Here is a 17,376-nt window from a genome sequence, read left to right as displayed (position 1 = left end):
TCCCGCTGCGCCCGGAGGACCGTGCGTCTCAGTCCAGCTGGAATCGTCATGGCACGACGCTAGGGCACCGCAGGAGGACGGTGCCATGAAACCTGTACCCGATCTCATGGTGAACCTAGTACCAGCTGTAGATCTTGATCTCGGCCTGTGGGCGGACAGCATCTCGGGTCGGTAGGTCGGCTTCTGCTGGCCGCCGGCAGGTAGACCGGGCCCGGTGGAACCGGCACTATGCCCCGGTGAGCATCGTCGTCAAGTTCTTCATGGCACCGGACGCCGAAGCTGCCGCTGCTGTCGCGGAGGGTGGTCCCGACGGGATCTTCGAGTCCCTGACCTTCGGCAACTTCGATGTCGAGGAGGCTCTGATCGAGTGGGAGGGCATCTTCACCGGTCGGAGCTTTCAGGAAGTCCTTGACGACGATGTTCCCGAGACTGTTGTCGACCCGGACGACGGCGAGGGTCCGCTCGTCCTCGCCGTCGCCGGCACCCTTCGAGATGCCCTGTGCACTGCCGTCGAGCACCGGCTCGCTGAAGTCAGCAGGCTGTGGGTGGCCGAGCGGGCGGCAGCCGGCGAGGTCTTCGACCCCGAGGTCGCCGTGTGGATCCTGAGCCGCTTGGCCAACCTGGCCCGAGCCGTCCGCGAGGGAGACGAGAACCTGTACTGCTGGGTGGTGTAGAAAGGGCACGGCCACCGTTGATCATCGTCGGTTGTGTGGACACCACGAAGTTGCCGTCGTCCTGCATGGTCGCCCACGCACCCGGGTGGTTCTAAGTGCTGGTGGACCAGACGGCCTGGCGCCGGAGCGCAGGGAACTGAGGACCAGGTTGCCGTCGAAGCGACCGACGAGTGTCCGCAGGAATCCCTCCCCCGGCTGGCTCACCACGCTCTCCAACGTCGAGACCGCAGGCCCGCGTTGCCAGGCGACTGCGGGCCGTGGCCCCCAAGCGGATCGGGGGCCACGGCTTCGGCGAGTTCACGTACTGGTGGCGCCAGGGTTACGACGCCAATGAGGAGGTCGGCTCAGCAGAGACGATCGGAGGGTTCACCGCGTCAAAGTAGAGCAATGGCGATGAACTGCTCAGGAAGAAGCGGCTGCCGAACGCAGACTGCGGAAACGACTTGTCAAACGCATCGCTGTGCAGCCAATCACCCGACACACCCAGACTGGGATCGAGCCCGGCCGGGAAGTCAGCAACGTCCTTATTCTCCCAATCTCCAGCAGCTCGGAACTCGGCCGCGCGGTCCGCCGAGAGCCAGACAAGTCCGCGCATCTCGTAGTCGGTAGGACCTGGGACCCTGGAGCCTCCTCCGGAAACCTTAGCCATCCACGTGACGCGGTCGAAGTTTCCGAATTTGGGAAACCTGCTTTCCACCGGGCCACGATCGGTCCGAATGGCACCGACTGTAGGACTGGCCGAGACCGTCGTCGTGTCACTCGCCGCACGATCGCTACCCGCGCAGGCGGAGGTCGCCCCCACCAGCACGCCCAATACCAGAACTGCCACTACGCTGGTGAACCCCCCTCGGCCTCCTCTCATCGCGAGGCCTCACCCATGACTGTCGTCTCCAATGCGCTACCCCTCGTCCAGGTCATCTGCCGCTCTAGCTTCCCGTTGGTCATGAATGGATGCGCCCATCCAAGCGTCGCAAACCGCCCGTTGACAGCATCAGGCGTGCCGCTGTCAACATCCTTGGCGCCTCGGTTGAAGTCCCGGCGATCCCTGGAGCGGATCGTGATCTTCATAGATAGCTTGTCACCATCGGAGAACACCTTGGCCTCAGACCACACGAAATGGGCGCCGACCGTCCTCTGCCAACTAGTTGTCGCAGGCTGACCACTCCGCCTGGGTCGGAGCGGTTGACGGGGTTGTTGTTGCTGTAGGCGTAGGCGTTCCACTGGAGGGGGTCGCCGGCGTCGAGGATGGGGTCCGGGCTGAGGAAGCGGCCCGTGCTCGGCTGGTACTGGCGGGCGCCGAGGTTGGTGAAGCCGGTGGCGTCGTCCTTCAATCCGCCGACGTAGCCCTTGTCGCCGGACCACGGGGTGCTCAGGGAGCCGGGGCCGCGGGTGGCGCCGAAGGGGTCGAAGGTGCGCCGGGACTCGGTGGTGGTCTCGGAATCGATGGACAGGCTGTTGGTGCCGTGGTGGTCGGAGAACTGGTACGTCAGCTTGGTCGGACCCTGGCGAACCGACGTGATGCCGCCGGGGATCGTGTAGTAGCGGGCGCCGGTACTGGTCTTGCTACCGGTGTCGTAGGTGAGCGCGTCACCACCACCCAGGTTCACGGCTCCCCGGGCGGCGCCGTGAGGCAGGAAGCCCGGAACTATTGCAGCAAACACGCGGGGCCTGATACGCACCGCGCATCAGGCCCCGGACTATTGCAATCCTACGAGCCAGGCTTCGGCATCACCCTCAGCGCATAGAAGATGCCGAGCGCACTCAGCAACAGGAAGGGCCAGAGCCCCGCAAAGAGGAAAAGTACAGGCGGCAGTGCAAGCAACCACGCGGCCGCCACCCTCACATCCTTTCCCCAGGCCGCAGGCAAAGCCAGCAGCAGGAGCAGCAGGATCGCGGGAATGGTTATCGTCAGAGAAATTGTCCAGAGGAACTCGAAGTACCCCTCGGCACTCGTTCGAACGAAACCGTCAGCATCGCTCCCGCCGGGCGCGAAGGCGGAAAGCACAAGGAGCAATAGATATAGAGGAGCCACGCACACCGCGACGTACCTCAAGACCGCCCGCGCAAGCCACCGACCGCCTCGACTCAACCTGCTGCTCAACATCCCGAAATGCACCTGCCCTCTTCAAAGGCGCGATTCACAGGCGTGGACCATGGCGCCGACCTCAGACCCTGATCCAGGAATTGATCCCCCGTACTGTCCCGGGCAATTACCTTTGGACTCTTCCCCTGACGGTACTGAACAACCTCCATGTCAGGATAGGCGTCGCCCTTGCGAGTCATCTGGATACCAGAGGGCCTGATATCCAGCTTGAGGGTATTGTCGACCCCAAACAACTTCATCTTCAATAGAATATGCAGGTAGCGCGCCGATTTCATTTCGGGAAATCCAAAGTTCCACAGAGAAATAATCCAAAGGATGCCAGGCAGGGCCTCGGCGAAAACCAACTTCGGCGAGGCCCTGCTGAAATACGTCGCTATTCGACTCTGCCTGCCGGCATGAGGATCGCAACAAAGAGGATCTGGACAGCCACCTGAATGGCGATCATCGTCCACGTGCCGACCGGAATGAGCATAAGCACCGGAATCAGGAGCAGAGCTCCCGCAAACGCTCTGAACTCGTCAACCGGCGAGGTTCTCCTTTTCCTTGCAATCAGCGCAAGGAGGGCAACGGAAGGGACCCCCAGGAGAAGCAGCATACCCGGAGCTCCCGCCATATATTCGAGAAAGGAGCGCCAGAGACCGAGACGTGCACCAGGATCAGGGTCAGCGGAGTCTGACATCCGAGGAGCCGTTAGCGATATCATCACCCAGCCGACCATAAATATCACACTATAGTTAATGGCGCAGGCCGAGATCCATGCAATCGAATTCCCATAGGGTCGCCGAGCCCATTTCAACAGCTTTAACACCCTGCCACACATGTTCCCCCCACCCAGGAACGATCGATATCCGGCCAGAGCGGAACAGAGTTAAGGCCAGTGTCCGACGCCATTTTATCACGAACAATCATTGATGGAGCCTGGCCTTGCCTGTACTGAACGACCTCCATATCGGGATAAGCGTCACCAGTTCGCCTGACCGAGAGTTTTCCATTCCCATCAAATTCCATGTTTAGCTGGTCATCGACGGCAAAGACGGGGAGAACACTATTGACAGCGTGGACTTTGACCTTGACCCCATTGCCGCCCTTCTGCTCGGCATACACCTTATTTCTCCACATAATAGAATCCGAAATCGAATCCTCGCCTTCGGAGAGAGGGGCCGCCGGGTGGAACTTGGCTCCCGGCTCAGCCAGGCCCCTTGCCACCTCGTTATTTGACGGGGGAGGAGTGTAGCTGCCTGCAATCGTGAAGGTAATCTGCCCGGTCGAAGTATCCCAAAAGAGAGACATTCGATAGGCGGATCCCGGATCCACCGAAGGGCCGCGATTGTCACCAACAAGCATGTCTAGAGCAGCCAGCTTAGTGTGAATATAGAACCGGGCCATAATGATGCCCCTGTCCGCGCCAGGCTTTCCCGTGATAGCGACTCGCTGAGAACCCTTAGGCTTATCCCCGAATCCAACACTCTTGGCCTTGCGATACATGTCGTCGGGGAAACCCGGAGCACTTTCGTGGAGCCGATCGAGTGCCGGCTCGGAGACGTACTCGGCGGTCGTCTCGGCCGCGTTGCTCATGGTGATGGTGCCGGCAGAGCCGCACCTGTACAGCGTGCCGCATTCTTCGGACTTGAGGCCGCCCGGGTCGGAGCGGTTGACGGGGTTGTTGTTGCTGTAGGCGTAGGCGTTCCACTGGAGCGGATCGCCGGCGTCGAGGATGGGGTCGGGGCTGAGGAAGCGGCCGGTGCTCGGCTGGTACTGGCGGGCGCCGAGGTTGGTGAAGCCGGTGGCGTCGTCCTTCAATCCGCCGACGTAGCCCTTGTCGCCGGACCACGGGGTGCTCAGGGAGCCGGGGCCGCGGGTGGCGCCGAAGGGGTCGAAGGTGCGTCGGGACTCGGTGGTGGTCTCGGAGTCGATGGACAGGCTGTTGGTGCCGTGGTGGTCGGAGAACTGGTAGGTCAGCTTCGTCGGGCCCTGGCGGACCAACGTGATGCCGCCGGGGACGGTGTAGTACCGGGTGCCGGTACTGGTCTTGCTGCCGGTGTCGTAGGTGAGTTCGTCACCGCCGCCCAGGTTGACCGTCACCTTCCCCGGGTTGCGCCGCACCAGCTGGTTGCCGTCCGCGTCGTAGACGTACGTCGTGGTGGCCGTGCCCTGGGTGAGTGAGGCGAGCTTGCCCTCGACATCCCAGGTCAACGTGGCACTGTTGGCCGCATCGACGGCGTTCCACGTCGGGGTGGACCACTTGGACTGCCAGCCGGGGCCGTAGACGATGAACTTGCCGTCGTCCTGGACCACCGCGAAGTAGCCACTGCCTGCACCCACGTAGGTCTTCGAGGACCACAGCGCGACACGCTGCGGGTCGTAGACCACGAAGTTGCCGTCGGCCTGCATCGTCGCCCAAGCACCCGGGTGGCTCTGGGTGCTGGTGGACCAGACGGCCTGGCCGGAGCGCAGGGAACTGAGGACCAGGTTGCCGTCGGCCTGCATGGTGAGCTGGGCGCCGTTGGAGCGCACCGACTCACCGGACTTGAGGACGAAGCCCGCGTTCAGGATCTTGTTGCCGCCAGGGTTGTTGATCTTCGTGGTGTTGCCCGCCGCGTCGTACTGGTCGGCGCCCTGGGTGCCGGCACTCCAGCCGTAGGTGTACTTGCCGGTGGCCAGCGCGTGCGGACCGCCGGTGCCGCCGCCCGTGCCGGGTGCGGTGGTGGGCGTGTTGCGGGTGCCGGGGGCCGGGAAGGTCTGGTCGGTCCTCAGGTCCTTGGCCGGGTCGCCCGCCGGGTCGTGGTTGACCAGCTTGGTGCGGTTGCCGGTCAGGTCATAGGTGTAATCCTGCCAGTAGGCCGCGCTGCCGCCGACCGTGGTCTTGGCCGGTGCGGCCGCCCCGGTGGTGGGCGTGGCGTTGGCGCAGGAGCCCTGGCCACCGAGGGACGGGGTGGGCTGGTTGAGCTGCCCGGTGTCGCTCCACGCAGTGGTGAGGCGGCCCAGGTAGTCGTAGCTGAAGCACTGCAGGTCGGTCGCGGCCGGGGTGTTGTTCGGGATCGCCCTGATCGCGGTGACCTGTCCGGCCTGGTTGTAGGCGTAGGTCGTGTTCTGCACCGAGCCGGTGGCGGCGGTCTGCTTGTCGATGTACTGCGTCAGCAGCCGCCCGGTCGGCTCGTCGTAGGTGTTGGTGGCGACGATCTGGGTGCCCCACGGGTTCACCGTGGAGCGGATGTTGCGGCCATAGGCGTCCCAGTCCGACTGCCGCAGGTACGTATCCAGCCCGCCCATGTCATGAAGCAGACCATAGTGCTCGTAGTTGTAGGTCACCCACTCCTCGCCCAGGTCGCCCGCGGCGGCCCGGCCTTCGAGTGTCATCGCACCGCTGATCGGATCGTACACAGCGCCGTAGGTGAACGTCGTCTGGCCGGACTTGCCGATCTCGCTGCCGGGGATCGAGACGGTGGTCTTCGTCGGCCGGTAGGCCACGTCCAGCTCGGTCACGGCCTTGGTGTAGGCCGAGCCGCTCGCACCACCCACGTACCGGGTCGACGACGCCGCTTGACCCTTCGCCACGGTGTCGTAGGTGTAGCCGGTGAGCTGATTGGCCGGGGCGACGCTGCCGTTGTAGGTACCGGTCTTGCGGCCCAGCAGGTCGTACGTGATCGCCACCGTCTGGTTGCGGGCGTCCGTGGTGGACGCCAGCCGGCCGGCGCCGTCGTAGGCCCGGGTCGACACGCCCGTGTCCGGGTCGTCGGCGCGGACCTGGCGGCCACGCTGGTCGTACTGGTAACTCCAGGTGTTCCCCGCCGCGTCCACCCGCGTGGCGGCCTGGCCACCCGGGGTGTACGTGTACGCGGTCACGTCAGCGTCCGCCGGGTTGCCGGTCGCCGTCGGCGTCCGGTACTGCCACAACTGTGCGGTACGGCCGCGGGCGTCGGTGATGGTGCTGGTGGCGGTGGCCCCGGTCGGCGGGGTCACGTCAACGCGGTCCGCCCCCGGGTAGGCCGTGGTCGTGGTGGACTGCAGAACACCGAGGGCGATGAACTGCGTGCTGACCGGGCGGCCCATGCCGTCGAACGAGGTGGTGGTCCGGTTCGGCACCATCGCACCGTCCGGCCTCCAGCGGGTCGTGCTCGGGCCACTGGTGTCCTCGTAGTACGTGTTGTAGACCTGGTTGGCCCGGCCCTGCGAGTCGTAGAACGTGTCGGTGATCATCCGGCCGTGGTAGGCGGAGACCGCCGGCGGGCTCTGTGTCTGCACCACCCGGCCGAGGCCGTCGATGATCTGCGTCGCGGTGCCGTACTCGTCGCTCGGGCGCAGCGTGTTGCTGGTGATCGTGGAGGGCGCCGCGGTGCCGTTGACCGAGTAGTCGTACGTGTAGTTGGCGCTCTTCGCGGTGTCACGGCCCGGGGTCCAGACCGCCTTGAGCCGGCCCAGCGAGTCGTAGGACTGGGTGACCTTGCGGCCGTTGGGGTCCTCCGTGGTGATCGGCAGGCCACGGGCCGGATCGAACGTGATGGTGGTGGTACGCGCGATGCCCTCATCCGGCGCGCCGGCCGGGGCGGGGCTGCCGGTCACCGTGCGATTGGGCAGCTCACCCGGGTTGGCCGAGCTGTACACGGTGGAGACCACGGCCCCGTTGGGATTTTTGCCGTCCGTCACCGTCAGGTCGGTGACGGTCGCGACGCGGCCGTAGCCGTCGTAGCTGGTGGCGGCGCTGGTGACGTACTGGGCGGTGCCGTTGCCGTCGTACCGGTCGAGGCCCTGCGCGCCGGTCACCCGCCCCTTGGCGGCCGTGCTGCCGAACGTCCCACCGTCGTAGAGCGTGCGGACTCCGGAGACGGTGTTCGTCGCGGTCGCGGTCGCCCCGCAGGCGTTGCTGCCGGAGACGGTCAGTACCTCCGACACCAGAGCCGTCATCTGCGGGTTGGCCGCGGCCGCGTAGTCGGTGCGGACGCAGACGTCGGGCGTGCCGTCGGCCGTGCTCAGCGACGTGGTGACCCGGTTGTTGTGGTCCTTGTCGCTCTTGGTCACCGTCGACGTGGTGCGGGTGCCGTTGGTGGTCTTCGTCGTGCTGACGCTGGTCGATGTGGTCGCCGCGTAGCGGGCCACCAAGGCCGGCAGATCGCCACGGGTGTGCTTGGCGGTCTCCACCTCGCCGGAGCTGGTGTTCACCGTGTACCCGACGGGGTCGTCATCGGCGGCGTTGACGTCCGTGTAGGTATCCTGCTCCAGCACACGGCCGGACAGCCAGTCGTAGTCGGCTCGGGAGCCGCTCTTGACGCCGGCGACGCTCGCAGCCTTCGCGTTCTTGTCCGCCTTGTAGTCGCCGTCCATGCCCTGGTAGTAGTACGTGGCCGACTTCGACTTCACGCTGTCCGTTCCCGAACCGGACACGGCAGTCACACTGGCGTAGCCGCGGAACTGGTCCCACGTCCGGTAGTCAGCGTCGGCCAGGGCCCCGTCATGGCGGTGCCAGGCGGCCTTGCCGTACGTGTAGGTGGTGACCTTCGGCACGGAACCCTGAATGAGGTTGCCATTCGGGTCCACGGTGACCGACTCGACCGGGTAGCGAAGGAACCAGTCGTCGACGGTGGCCTTCACACCGGTGTCGTACCACTTGACGTTGTAGCAGCTCATCGTGTTGTTGTCGGCCGAGGCCGGCATCTTCCCGGCGGTGCGCGAGCACGAGTCCTGTGCGTACTTGACGAGGACGGTGCCCCCGGTCTCGGTGGTGATGACCTCGATACGCGGGCGGTTGTACCGCGGGCGTGCCGGGACGAGACCGTCGACCCGGTTGGGCAGCATCGCGCTGGCGAAGGTGACCTTCGGAAGGTCCTTCTCCTCGGAGCCGTTGAAGGTGTCCTTGCCGATCCGCCGGACGGACTCCAGCCACGGGATCTTGGTGTTCTCGGCCGAGTTCTCGGGCGACTTGAACACGTGGGTCAGCTCGTAGCTGTCCACCGGACGGTAGGACCCGCCGGAGCGGACCGACGTGGTGATGGTGTTCAACCACTTCGTCGACCAGTAGCTCGGACCGTAGTTGGAACAGGCAGCGTCCTTGGTGCACTGCTTGTCCAACGGGACGTCCGGCCAGTTCCCGGCGTTCGCCGAGGTCCGCTGGGACTCCTGGCAGGCCTCGTCACCCGAGACGCACCGCTCGCCGAGTCCGAACTCGATCTTCGACGCCGACAGGTGGTTCCCACCAGCAGCCAACTGGTCCGACAGAAGCTGTCCGTAGTTGATCGAGGCGAGCGTGCCGCCACGGATGTAGCGGGCCCTGTCACCCGAACCGGCGTTCTGGCCGCCTCCCCGGACGTACCAGTTCTCCTCCGGCGCATAGCTGTAGCTGGTCACGTTGCCGTGGACGTCGACGACGTAGTCGAGGTTCCACCGCCACGCCATGTCGCACCAGGAGCCCTTGCCCTTGGCCGGGTCGTAACACGGGTCGCCGGCGTTCGGCGAGTAGACCGGCACGGTCCAGGCCGACCTGGTCTCCGGACCGGTCCTGCTCGGCGAACCGTCGGCGGCCGGCAGCTGGTTGAGGCCGAAGTAGTAGACCGTACCCGAGGTCTCGGTGACCTTCAGGTACGTCTCGTTCCTGGTGCCGTTGGCGGCGCCGGTGAGGAACTCGATCTTGGTCCCGTCATCGTTCTTCAGCCGCCAAGTGCACTTCGACTGTTCCTCCTTGGCGTTGCCGGAGACGCAGGACGCGTCGTGCGGGACGAGCTCGCCCGAGTGCCCGCCCAGAGAGAGCGTGAGGTTGGCACCGCCCCAGCACTGGTCACCGGAGCCGGCGATCCCCGCCTTGTCACACGGCTTGTAGGACCGCTCGACGAAGCCGGCGGAGAGGTCCCAGCCATCGCCGATCCAGGACGCCTGCGCGTTGGTGGAGGCCGTCCTGCCGTCCACCGAGGCGGAATCGTATCCGAGGGCCACCTGCGGCGTGGTACCGCCCAAGGTGGGCGGGGACTGAATCGGGTAGCTGTAGGTGAACGAGCCGGAGGAGCTGCCGGCCGTCCACGCCTGGCTCGACGAGAGCGAGGTCGCCGTGTAGGTGCCGGTGCCGCTGGAGGGCGTGCCGTCGGTGGCCAGGACCATCGGAGCCGGCGCGGTCGACGGACTCGACGTGGCGGACGGTGCGACCTCGGCAGACTTCGACGCGGCGCGCTGTCCTGACGTCAGTGAACCGTCCACAGCGGGGAGTTCGACATCAGCGACCAGCTTCCCGGCCTGACTGTCGTAGTGCGAAGGAATGGGGGTGCGGGTCTGGCAGCCCGGCACCTCCGGCGTGGTCAGCGCACAGGCCGGCAAGGTCACCAGCCGGGCTCGCCGGGCGAAGTCGCCTCCGAAACCCACGCCGTCGAGGTCCAGCCCGAGACGGACCTTGGCCGCGCCCGCCTGGTCGCTGCGCGAGAGCGACAGCAGTGTGCCCTGGACACCCAGCGTGGCCGCCGCCTTGGCGTCCGCCACATCCACACGGACGGACGCGGCAGCCGGCGGCGCGGCAGGCGCGGAGTCACCTGCGACGGGAGCACCTCCCGGCTGCCCCTTCCCAGGGGCGTCCGGCGCCAGCGGTGCCAGCCAGAGCGGAAGATCGCCGGCCTGCTTGGAGGCCCCTGCCATGGGCTCGCGGACCTCCGCCCCGCCGGTGTCCTTGCGGGTCGACGTGGCGCCTGCCGCAGGAGGCACGTCCAGCGCGGCGAGCGCCGAACCGTGCGCGCGCGTGACCGGCGCCTTCGGCGGCACCCAATTGGGCGAGCCGGTGGCCGGCGAAACCGCCTTGGGGTGCTCGGCCTTGCCGGGCACCGGCGCCGTCTTCGGCAGCGGGGTGTTCGGCGGCGACCAGATCTTGTCCTTGTTCTTGTCCGACGCCGGTGCGGCGACCGCCGGCGCCATCGGCGACACCAGCGCACTCAGAATCGCAAACGAACCGACGAGAGCCACTCTGGATCGCCCCCACCCGGGCGACGGGCTCCCCCTCCCGATGAACCAGGAGAAACGGGCATGACGAGCTGACATGCGACCCCCCAAAGGCCTGACCGCACCTCACATCGGGTACGGACGGATGACTGTGGCGGAGGGTAAGACCTCGAACACCGTCCGGTCGAGCAGATTGTCGACCTATCCCCTGCGTAATCGTTGTCACACAGTGAGTAAACAGGAGCGGTCGAGCCCAAAACGGACATCCTCGCAGGATAAGAAGTTGACGAACCATCAGCCGTGCGGGAGCTTGCTGACGACCTCTGCGCGTAGTCTTCACCGACCTTCCACGCGCAGCTGAATCCGACTCCGTGGGGGACTTCACCATGCCTGCCGCTCCGCCCGGGGCCCGCTCCGGCGCGCGCCGTTCGAGATTCCCATCCCGGCGCTCCGCCGCTGCGGCCGCCGGCCTCGTCCTCGCGCTGACCGCGGTGGCGCCGGTCGCATTCGCCGACTCGGCTCCCACCCCGCCGAGAACAAGTCCGTCCACCGGCACGTCGCCCACCGTTCCGCCGGGCCTCGCCGGCATCATGGCCGAGGCCGACGCCAAGCGAGCCAAGGAAAAGCCCCTCGTTGCAGCCAGCGACAAGGCGATCGCCCAGGCGAAGGCCACCGGGAAGCCCGTTCCCGTAGCGGAGTTGACCGACGAGTTCAGCGAGACCGTCGCCACCCCGCAGGGCCATCTCTCCCGGAGCCAGCACGGCGAGCAGCAGCGCGTGAAGCAGGACGGCGGCTGGGCCAAGCTCGACGCCACCCTGGTCCCCGATCCGGCCGGCGGCTACCGTCCCAAGGCCGCCGCCGCGGGCGTGCACCTTTCGGGCGGCGGCTCCGGTCCGCTCGGCACGCTCACCGCCCGCGACGGTGAGACGCTCTCGATCGACTCACCGTTCCCGCTCACCAAGCCCACGGTCGACGAGGACAGCAACGGCCTGGTCTACCCGGAGGTCATCCCGGGCGTCGACCTCAAGGTCACCGCCGCCGCCACAGGCGGCTTCAGTACCGTCCTGGTCGTCAAGACAGCCGAGGCTGCGGCCGACCCGAAGCTCAAGAAGATACGGTTCGGCACCAGCACCAAGGGTGTCACCGTGAAGGCCGACGCAGGCAACAACCTCGCGGCCACGGCCCCGGACGGCACCGTCAGGTTCCACGCCTCCGCGCCGCAGATGTGGGACAGCTCCGCCACGGAGGCTGGCCCGACCGCGAAGCCGGCCCCGGGTGGAAAGCCGGGTCAGGCCACCCCCGCTCAAGAGGGTGGGGCCACCGACGGCACCCCCGACGGGACGCCCGCGAAGTCCCCGCGTGCCAGCACCGCGGACGGTCCGGGGGTCGGCGCCAACGTCGCCACCATGACCACCACCGCGACCGCGGACGGCATCGAGGTGACCCCCGACCAGTCGGTTCTGGGCAAGGGTCAGGGCCCCTGGTTCATCGACCCGGTCTGGCTGTACGACCGGCGCGAGGGCAACGCCTGGACGTGGACGCAGTCCGCCTACCCGGGCACCTCGAACTACCTCAAGACCACCACCGAACTCGGGCAGTACGGCCATCCTGGCGTCGGCTACCAGGGCTGGCGGATCGACAAGGGCGTCGAGAAGTCCTACTTCCAGTTCGACACCCGCTGGTACAACGACATCGTCATCAACAGGGCCACCCTGTCGGTCTGGGAGTACGAGTCATCGGACCTCTCCTGCACCAACACCTATCCGGTGGACCTCTACCTGACCGGCCCCATCGGACAGGAGACCACCTGGGGGAAGCCTCCGGGCCTCGTCGGCGGCCGCATCGGCACCGCCGACGTGGCCGGCTCCGGCGGCGCCGGCTGCCACGACAACCGCCAGTTCGACTACGACGTCACCTCCACCTACCAGAACTACGCACCGACGCGTGAGGCGCTGACCTTCGGTCTCTTCGCCCGGGACGAGCAGAACAAGTACGCGTTCAAGCGGATGGACTACCGGCCGGTCGTCGTCGTCGAGTACGACCGCTACCCGGACACCCCCACCGACCCGAGCGCCTGGCCGGTCCCCAACACGGCCGTGCCGTGGGCGGACAACCAGGGTTGTGACGGCTCGTCCCTGGCGTGGATGAACTCCTCGGCCGGGTTCAACGGCAACGTGTCGCTGAACGCCTCCGTTCACAGCCGGGCACAGAACTCGCTCCAGTCCTGGAGTCACATCTGGGACTACTCGTTGCCCGGTGTCCCCGACGTGGCCAGCGGCACCTCGTCGGAGGTCGCCAACGGCGCGGTCGCGAGCTTCCAGGTCCCCAGCGACGTGATCAAGGACGGTCACGTCTACGGCTGGAGCTCCCACTCCTACGACGACCTCATCAAGGCGATGTCCAGCTCGACGCCCACCTGCCGGTTCGGTGTCGACCTCACCCCGCCGACCCTGTCGGTGCCCAACGTCTACTCCCAGCTGTCCGACGGCGCGCTGGAGAGCCAGTTCCCGCCGTCCGGCAACGGCCAGGTCACCAGGAAGCGTGCCGGCGAGTGGGGCGTCGTCCCGTTCACCGCGGCCGACCCGGCCCCGAACGGCGGCACCGGCTCCGGCGTGATCTGCGCCCGCTGGTCGTGGGACCCGCAGCTCGCCGGCGCGGACTGGCAGTGCGGATCCTCCCTGCCGCAGGGAGGGGTCGGCGTGCTCCCGGGCCGTTGGGGTACCAACATCGTGTACCTCCAGGTGATGGACAACGCGCGCAACGTCTCACCGGTCGCCCAGTACGCCTTCTACGTCCCGTGGAACCCGGACGGGCCGCCGCCGGTCTTCGGCGACGTCACCGGGGACTCCGCGCCCGACATCGTGACCCCCGACCAGGCCGGTTACCTGCGCAGCTACGGCGTGCCCGGCAACTCGCTCGCCAAGCGCCCCGCCGTCTCCCTGGTGGCCACGCCGGCCGACTCGCCGACCCATCAGGGCTGGGGAAACATCCAGTTCACCCACCGGGGCACACTGACCGGCGGAAACAACATCGACGACATCATCGCTCACGCGCCCGGTGACCCCAACCTCTGGCTCTACGGGAACCCCGGCAATACCGGCTACTACGGCCGGGTCGACACCAAGGTCCTCATTTCGAAGCCCAAGTGCGTCCAGACGCCCACAGAGGACTGTTCCTGGTACACCGCAGCGGGCTACAACGCCACCGACTGGTCCGCCACCCTGCGGGTGGCGGCGATCGGCGACCCGGTCAACACGGACCTCGACTACAGACTCAAGTTCAAGAACAAGACCGGCCTGCTCACCGTCGAGAGCACCAACAACGGCACGGACGCGGCCCTTTGGTACTACCCCGCAACGACCGCACCCAACTCCCTCGGCAAGCCCGTCCGACTCGCCGCCTCCGGCTGGAAGGACAAGGAGCTCATCACCCCTGGTGACTGGGCCAAACAGGGCCACCCCGGCCTCTGGACCCGTAACCTGCAGGCGGCACCGGACGGCGGCCAGGGCGCTCTCCTCGCCTACACCTTCACCACCGGCACCACCGTCTCCACCTACAGCAGCGGCCAACCCGTGGTCGGCGCCGACGGCCGGCCCGTGACGGTCCCCACGCTGGCCCAGATGTCCGCCGGCCTCACGATCGGTTCCGTCCCCACCGACACATGGCCGACCATGGGCTCCGACGGTGACCTCACCGGCAAGGGCTCCCCCTCGCTCTGGGGCAAGCGCGGAGACGGCCAGATCGACATCTGGTGGGGTGAGACCAGCAACCCGGGCACGGCCGACGCCGGCTTCAACTGGCAGGCCGGGCCGCAGACCATGGCGAACACCTCGGTGAACCCGCTCTGGTGGGCCCTCGACGGCATCACCACTGTCGACACCGATGCCACCAACAAGCTGTACCCGAGCGCCTACACCCGCACCGCGGACCACAACGGAGCCGCCGACAAGGCCACGGCCTTCGACGGATCCACTCTCTACCGCAGCACCAACCAAGCCGGCATCGACACCAGCCAGAGCTACAGCGTCTCCACCTGGGTGAAGATCAACAACACCAACGGCTACCAGACCGCCGTCTCGATGACCGGCAACGAGCGCAGCCCGTTCTACCTGCAGTACTCCCCCACGTTCGGTGCCTGGTCCTTCACTCTGCCCTCATCGGACAACTACAGCCCCAGCGCCTACTACTCGGCCGTCGACTCGGCGCCGCCGCAGGTCGGCGCCTGGACCCACCTCGTGGGCACGTACAACAGGGACACGCAGAGCGTCACGCTGTACGTCAACGGCAGGGCCGCCGGCAGCACACGGGTCCCGGCGGGGTGGAAGACAACCGGTAGCCTGAACATCGGCGGCGAGACCACGTCCGTGCGCCCGGGCCCCGACAGCCGCCTCAACGGCGGGATCAGCGACGTCCGGGTGTACCCCTACGCGCTGACCGACCAGCAGGTCAACACCCTGGCCACCACCGGCTCCAGTGCGCGGATCCGCAGCGTCTTCAGCCCGGGCACCTGTATCGACAGTTGGGGTGGCGCGATCGGTACGGCCGCCGCCGTGTACGACTGCTACAACGGCGACCAGCAGCACTTCACGCTGACCGACAAGAACCAGATCCAGGTACCGGGAACCAACAGGTGCCTCGGTACCGCGGACAAGCCCGTGGGCTGGGGTACCGCGGTCAGGTTCCAGACGTGCGGCGACGACCCCGCGGCGCAGACCTGGGAGCGGCGCTACGACGGGTCGATCTACAACCCGGCGTCCAACACGTGCCTGGAGTTGCCCGGTTGGAAGCACGACAACGGCACCGCACTGGATGTCTGGGAGTGCCTCGGGAACCCCAACCAGCGCTGGTACTTCGAGGCCCAGACGCGTTGATCACCTGTGCACGCCCTCCGCAGTGAGATGGCAGCGCCCCCGTCGAGCATCCGCTCGACGGGGGCGCTGCTGTTCGGACCGCCGCTGTTCAGACCTGGGCCGCCGAGCCGGGCCGGCCTGGTCGGCGGCCCGGCTCGGCGGCAACGGCTCAGGCTGACGCGTAGACCAACTCGCCGCCCACGTAGGTGCGTTCGACGCGGGCATCGGCGATCTCCGCGGCCGGGGCGGCGAAGAGGTCGCGGTCCAGGACGACCAGGTCCGCGAGGTGGCCGGTCCGCAGGCTGCCCGCGTCGTCCAGGTCGTTCACGTGGGCCGAGCCGGCGGTGTAGGCGGCGAGGGCGGTGGCGAGGTCGAGGCGCTGCTCGGGCAGGAAGACCCGCCCGTCCGTCGCCCCGGGCTCCATCCGGTTGACGGCGACATGGATTCCGGCGAGCGGGTCCGGGCTGCTGACCGGCCAGTCGCTGCCGGCCGCCAGGGTGGCGCCGGCCCGCAGCAGGTCGCCGAACGGGTACTGCCAGGAGGCTCGTTCGGGGCCGAGGAACGGGATGGTCAGCTCGTCCATCTGCGGCTCGTGGGCGGCCCAGAGCGGCTGGATGTTGGCGATCGCGCCGAGCCGGGCGAAGCGTCCGATGTCGCTCGGGTGGACCACCTGGAGGTGGGCGAGGTGGTGCCGGGTGCCGCGCCGGCCGTTGGCGGCCCGCGCGGCCTCGACGGCGTCCAGCGCCTCGCGCACCGCGCGGTCGCCGAGGGCGTGGAAGTGCACCTGGAAGTCGAGCGCGTCCAGTGCGGTGACGTGGTCGCGCAGTGCGGCCGGGTCCACGAAGCTGAGACCGGTGTTGGCGGTGGCGCAGCCGCAGCCGTCCAGGTAGGGGCCGGTCAGGGCGGCCGTGAAGTTCTCGGCGATCCCGTCCTGCATGATCTTGACCGAGCCGGCCCGGAACCGGCCGGCGTTCAACTTCTCGCGCTGGGCGACGAGTTCGGGGATCTGCTCGGCGCCACGGGAACGGTCCCACCACAGGGCGCCGTTGACCCGGGCGGTGAGGGTGCCGGCCCGGGCGGCGGCGAGGTAGGCGTCGGACGGGTCCGGCTGGCCGTTGAAGACGCCGAGGATCGCGTCCTGCCAGCCGGTGATGCCCAGCGAGTGCAGGAGCTGCTGCGCCCGGAGCAGACCGGCCAGCCGTTCGGCGGCGGTGCTCGGCGGCACGTGGCGGGAGACCAGTGCCGTCGCCCCCTCCTGGAGCACCCCGCTAGGGGTGCCGTCCGGCTCCCGCTCGATCCGGCCGTCCGCCGGGTCGGGGGTTTCGGCGGCCAGCCCGGCGAGCTCCAGGGCGCGGGTGTTGGCCCAGGCGCCGTGGTGGTCGCGGTTGAGCAGGAAGACCGGCCGGTCCGGGACGACCGAGTCGAGCAGCTGCCGGGTGGGCAGCCCGCCGTCGAAGCTCTCCATCGACCAGCCACTGCCGGTGATCCACGTCCGCCCGGGGTGGGCCTCGGCGAACTCCCCCAACCGGCGCAGGTATTCGTCCACCTCGGTGGTGCCGGTCAGGTCGCACTCGGCCAGCTCGACCCCGCCGTAGACCGCGTGGACGTGCGCGTCCTGGAAGCCGGGGATCAGCAGCTTGCCGCGCAGGTCCACCACCTCGGTCTTCGGACCGATCAGCTCGCGGACCTCGTCGTGACCGACCGCGGTGATCCGCTCGCCGGTGACGGCGAGAGCGCTCGCCCGGGTGCGGGCCGGGTCGCCGGTGTGAACGGGACCATTGGTGAAGACCAGGTCGGCCTTGGACATGGGTGCTGCTCCTGGGGGCGTCGGGACCGTGGCGCC

At 67.6% G+C, this 17,376-nt stretch carries 8 protein-coding genes; 2 read left to right on the top strand and 6 right to left on the bottom strand.

Annotated features, from left to right (window positions below; genetic code table 11):
- The first annotated feature begins 236 nt into the window (after positions 1–236).
- Positions 237–674, top strand: coding sequence for a hypothetical protein (locus ACZ3YO_RS37240; protein WP_465578370.1), 438 nt, complete (start codon positions 237–239; stop codon positions 672–674).
- 319 nt (positions 675–993) lie between these two features.
- On the opposite strand, the gene ACZ3YO_RS37235 is transcribed toward ACZ3YO_RS37240, so the two are convergent.
- From ACZ3YO_RS37235 to ACZ3YO_RS37215, 5 genes are all read right to left on the bottom strand, one after another.
- Positions 994–1,269, bottom strand: coding sequence for a hypothetical protein (locus ACZ3YO_RS37235; protein WP_465578368.1), 276 nt, complete (start codon positions 1,267–1,269; stop codon positions 994–996).
- Between the two features lie 469 nt (positions 1,270–1,738).
- Entirely contained in the window at positions 1,739–2,281 is a 543-nt protein-coding gene (locus ACZ3YO_RS37230; protein ID WP_465578366.1) for an RHS repeat-associated core domain-containing protein, read from the bottom strand.
- Between the two features lie 101 nt (positions 2,282–2,382).
- On the bottom strand, positions 2,383–2,679 hold the full coding sequence (locus ACZ3YO_RS37225; protein WP_465578364.1) for a hypothetical protein: 297 nt from the start codon (positions 2,677–2,679) through the stop codon (positions 2,383–2,385).
- A 472-nt stretch (positions 2,680–3,151) separates the two neighbouring features.
- Positions 3,152–3,373 carry a hypothetical protein gene (locus tag ACZ3YO_RS37220; protein WP_465578362.1) on the bottom strand — a complete coding sequence of 74 codons (222 nt, stop codon included), beginning with the start codon at positions 3,371–3,373 and terminating at the stop codon, positions 3,152–3,154.
- A gap of 206 nt (positions 3,374–3,579) precedes the next feature.
- Positions 3,580–10,659 (bottom strand): RHS repeat domain-containing protein, encoded by a 7,080-nt coding sequence (locus ACZ3YO_RS37215; RefSeq protein WP_465578361.1) that lies wholly within the window; start codon positions 10,657–10,659, stop codon positions 3,580–3,582.
- A gap of 515 nt (positions 10,660–11,174) precedes the next feature.
- Here ACZ3YO_RS37215 and ACZ3YO_RS37210 point away from each other — a divergent pair.
- Positions 11,175–15,554, top strand: a complete 4,380-nt coding sequence (locus tag ACZ3YO_RS37210; RefSeq protein ID WP_465578359.1) for a LamG-like jellyroll fold domain-containing protein — start codon at positions 11,175–11,177, stop codon at positions 15,552–15,554.
- Positions 15,555–15,702: 148 nt separating this feature from the next.
- On the opposite strand, the gene ACZ3YO_RS37205 is transcribed toward ACZ3YO_RS37210, so the two are convergent.
- The gene (locus ACZ3YO_RS37205; protein WP_465578357.1) at positions 15,703–17,340 is read right to left on the bottom strand and encodes an amidohydrolase; all 1,638 of its coding nucleotides are present in this window, start codon (positions 17,338–17,340) and stop codon (positions 15,703–15,705) included.
- Positions 17,341–17,376 lie beyond the last annotated feature (36 nt).

It is taken from the genome of Kitasatospora sp. NPDC022785, assembly GCF_055561295.1.
The sequence above is the reverse complement of the archived record's forward strand: the minus strand, read 5'-3'. Positions and strand labels throughout refer to the sequence as shown.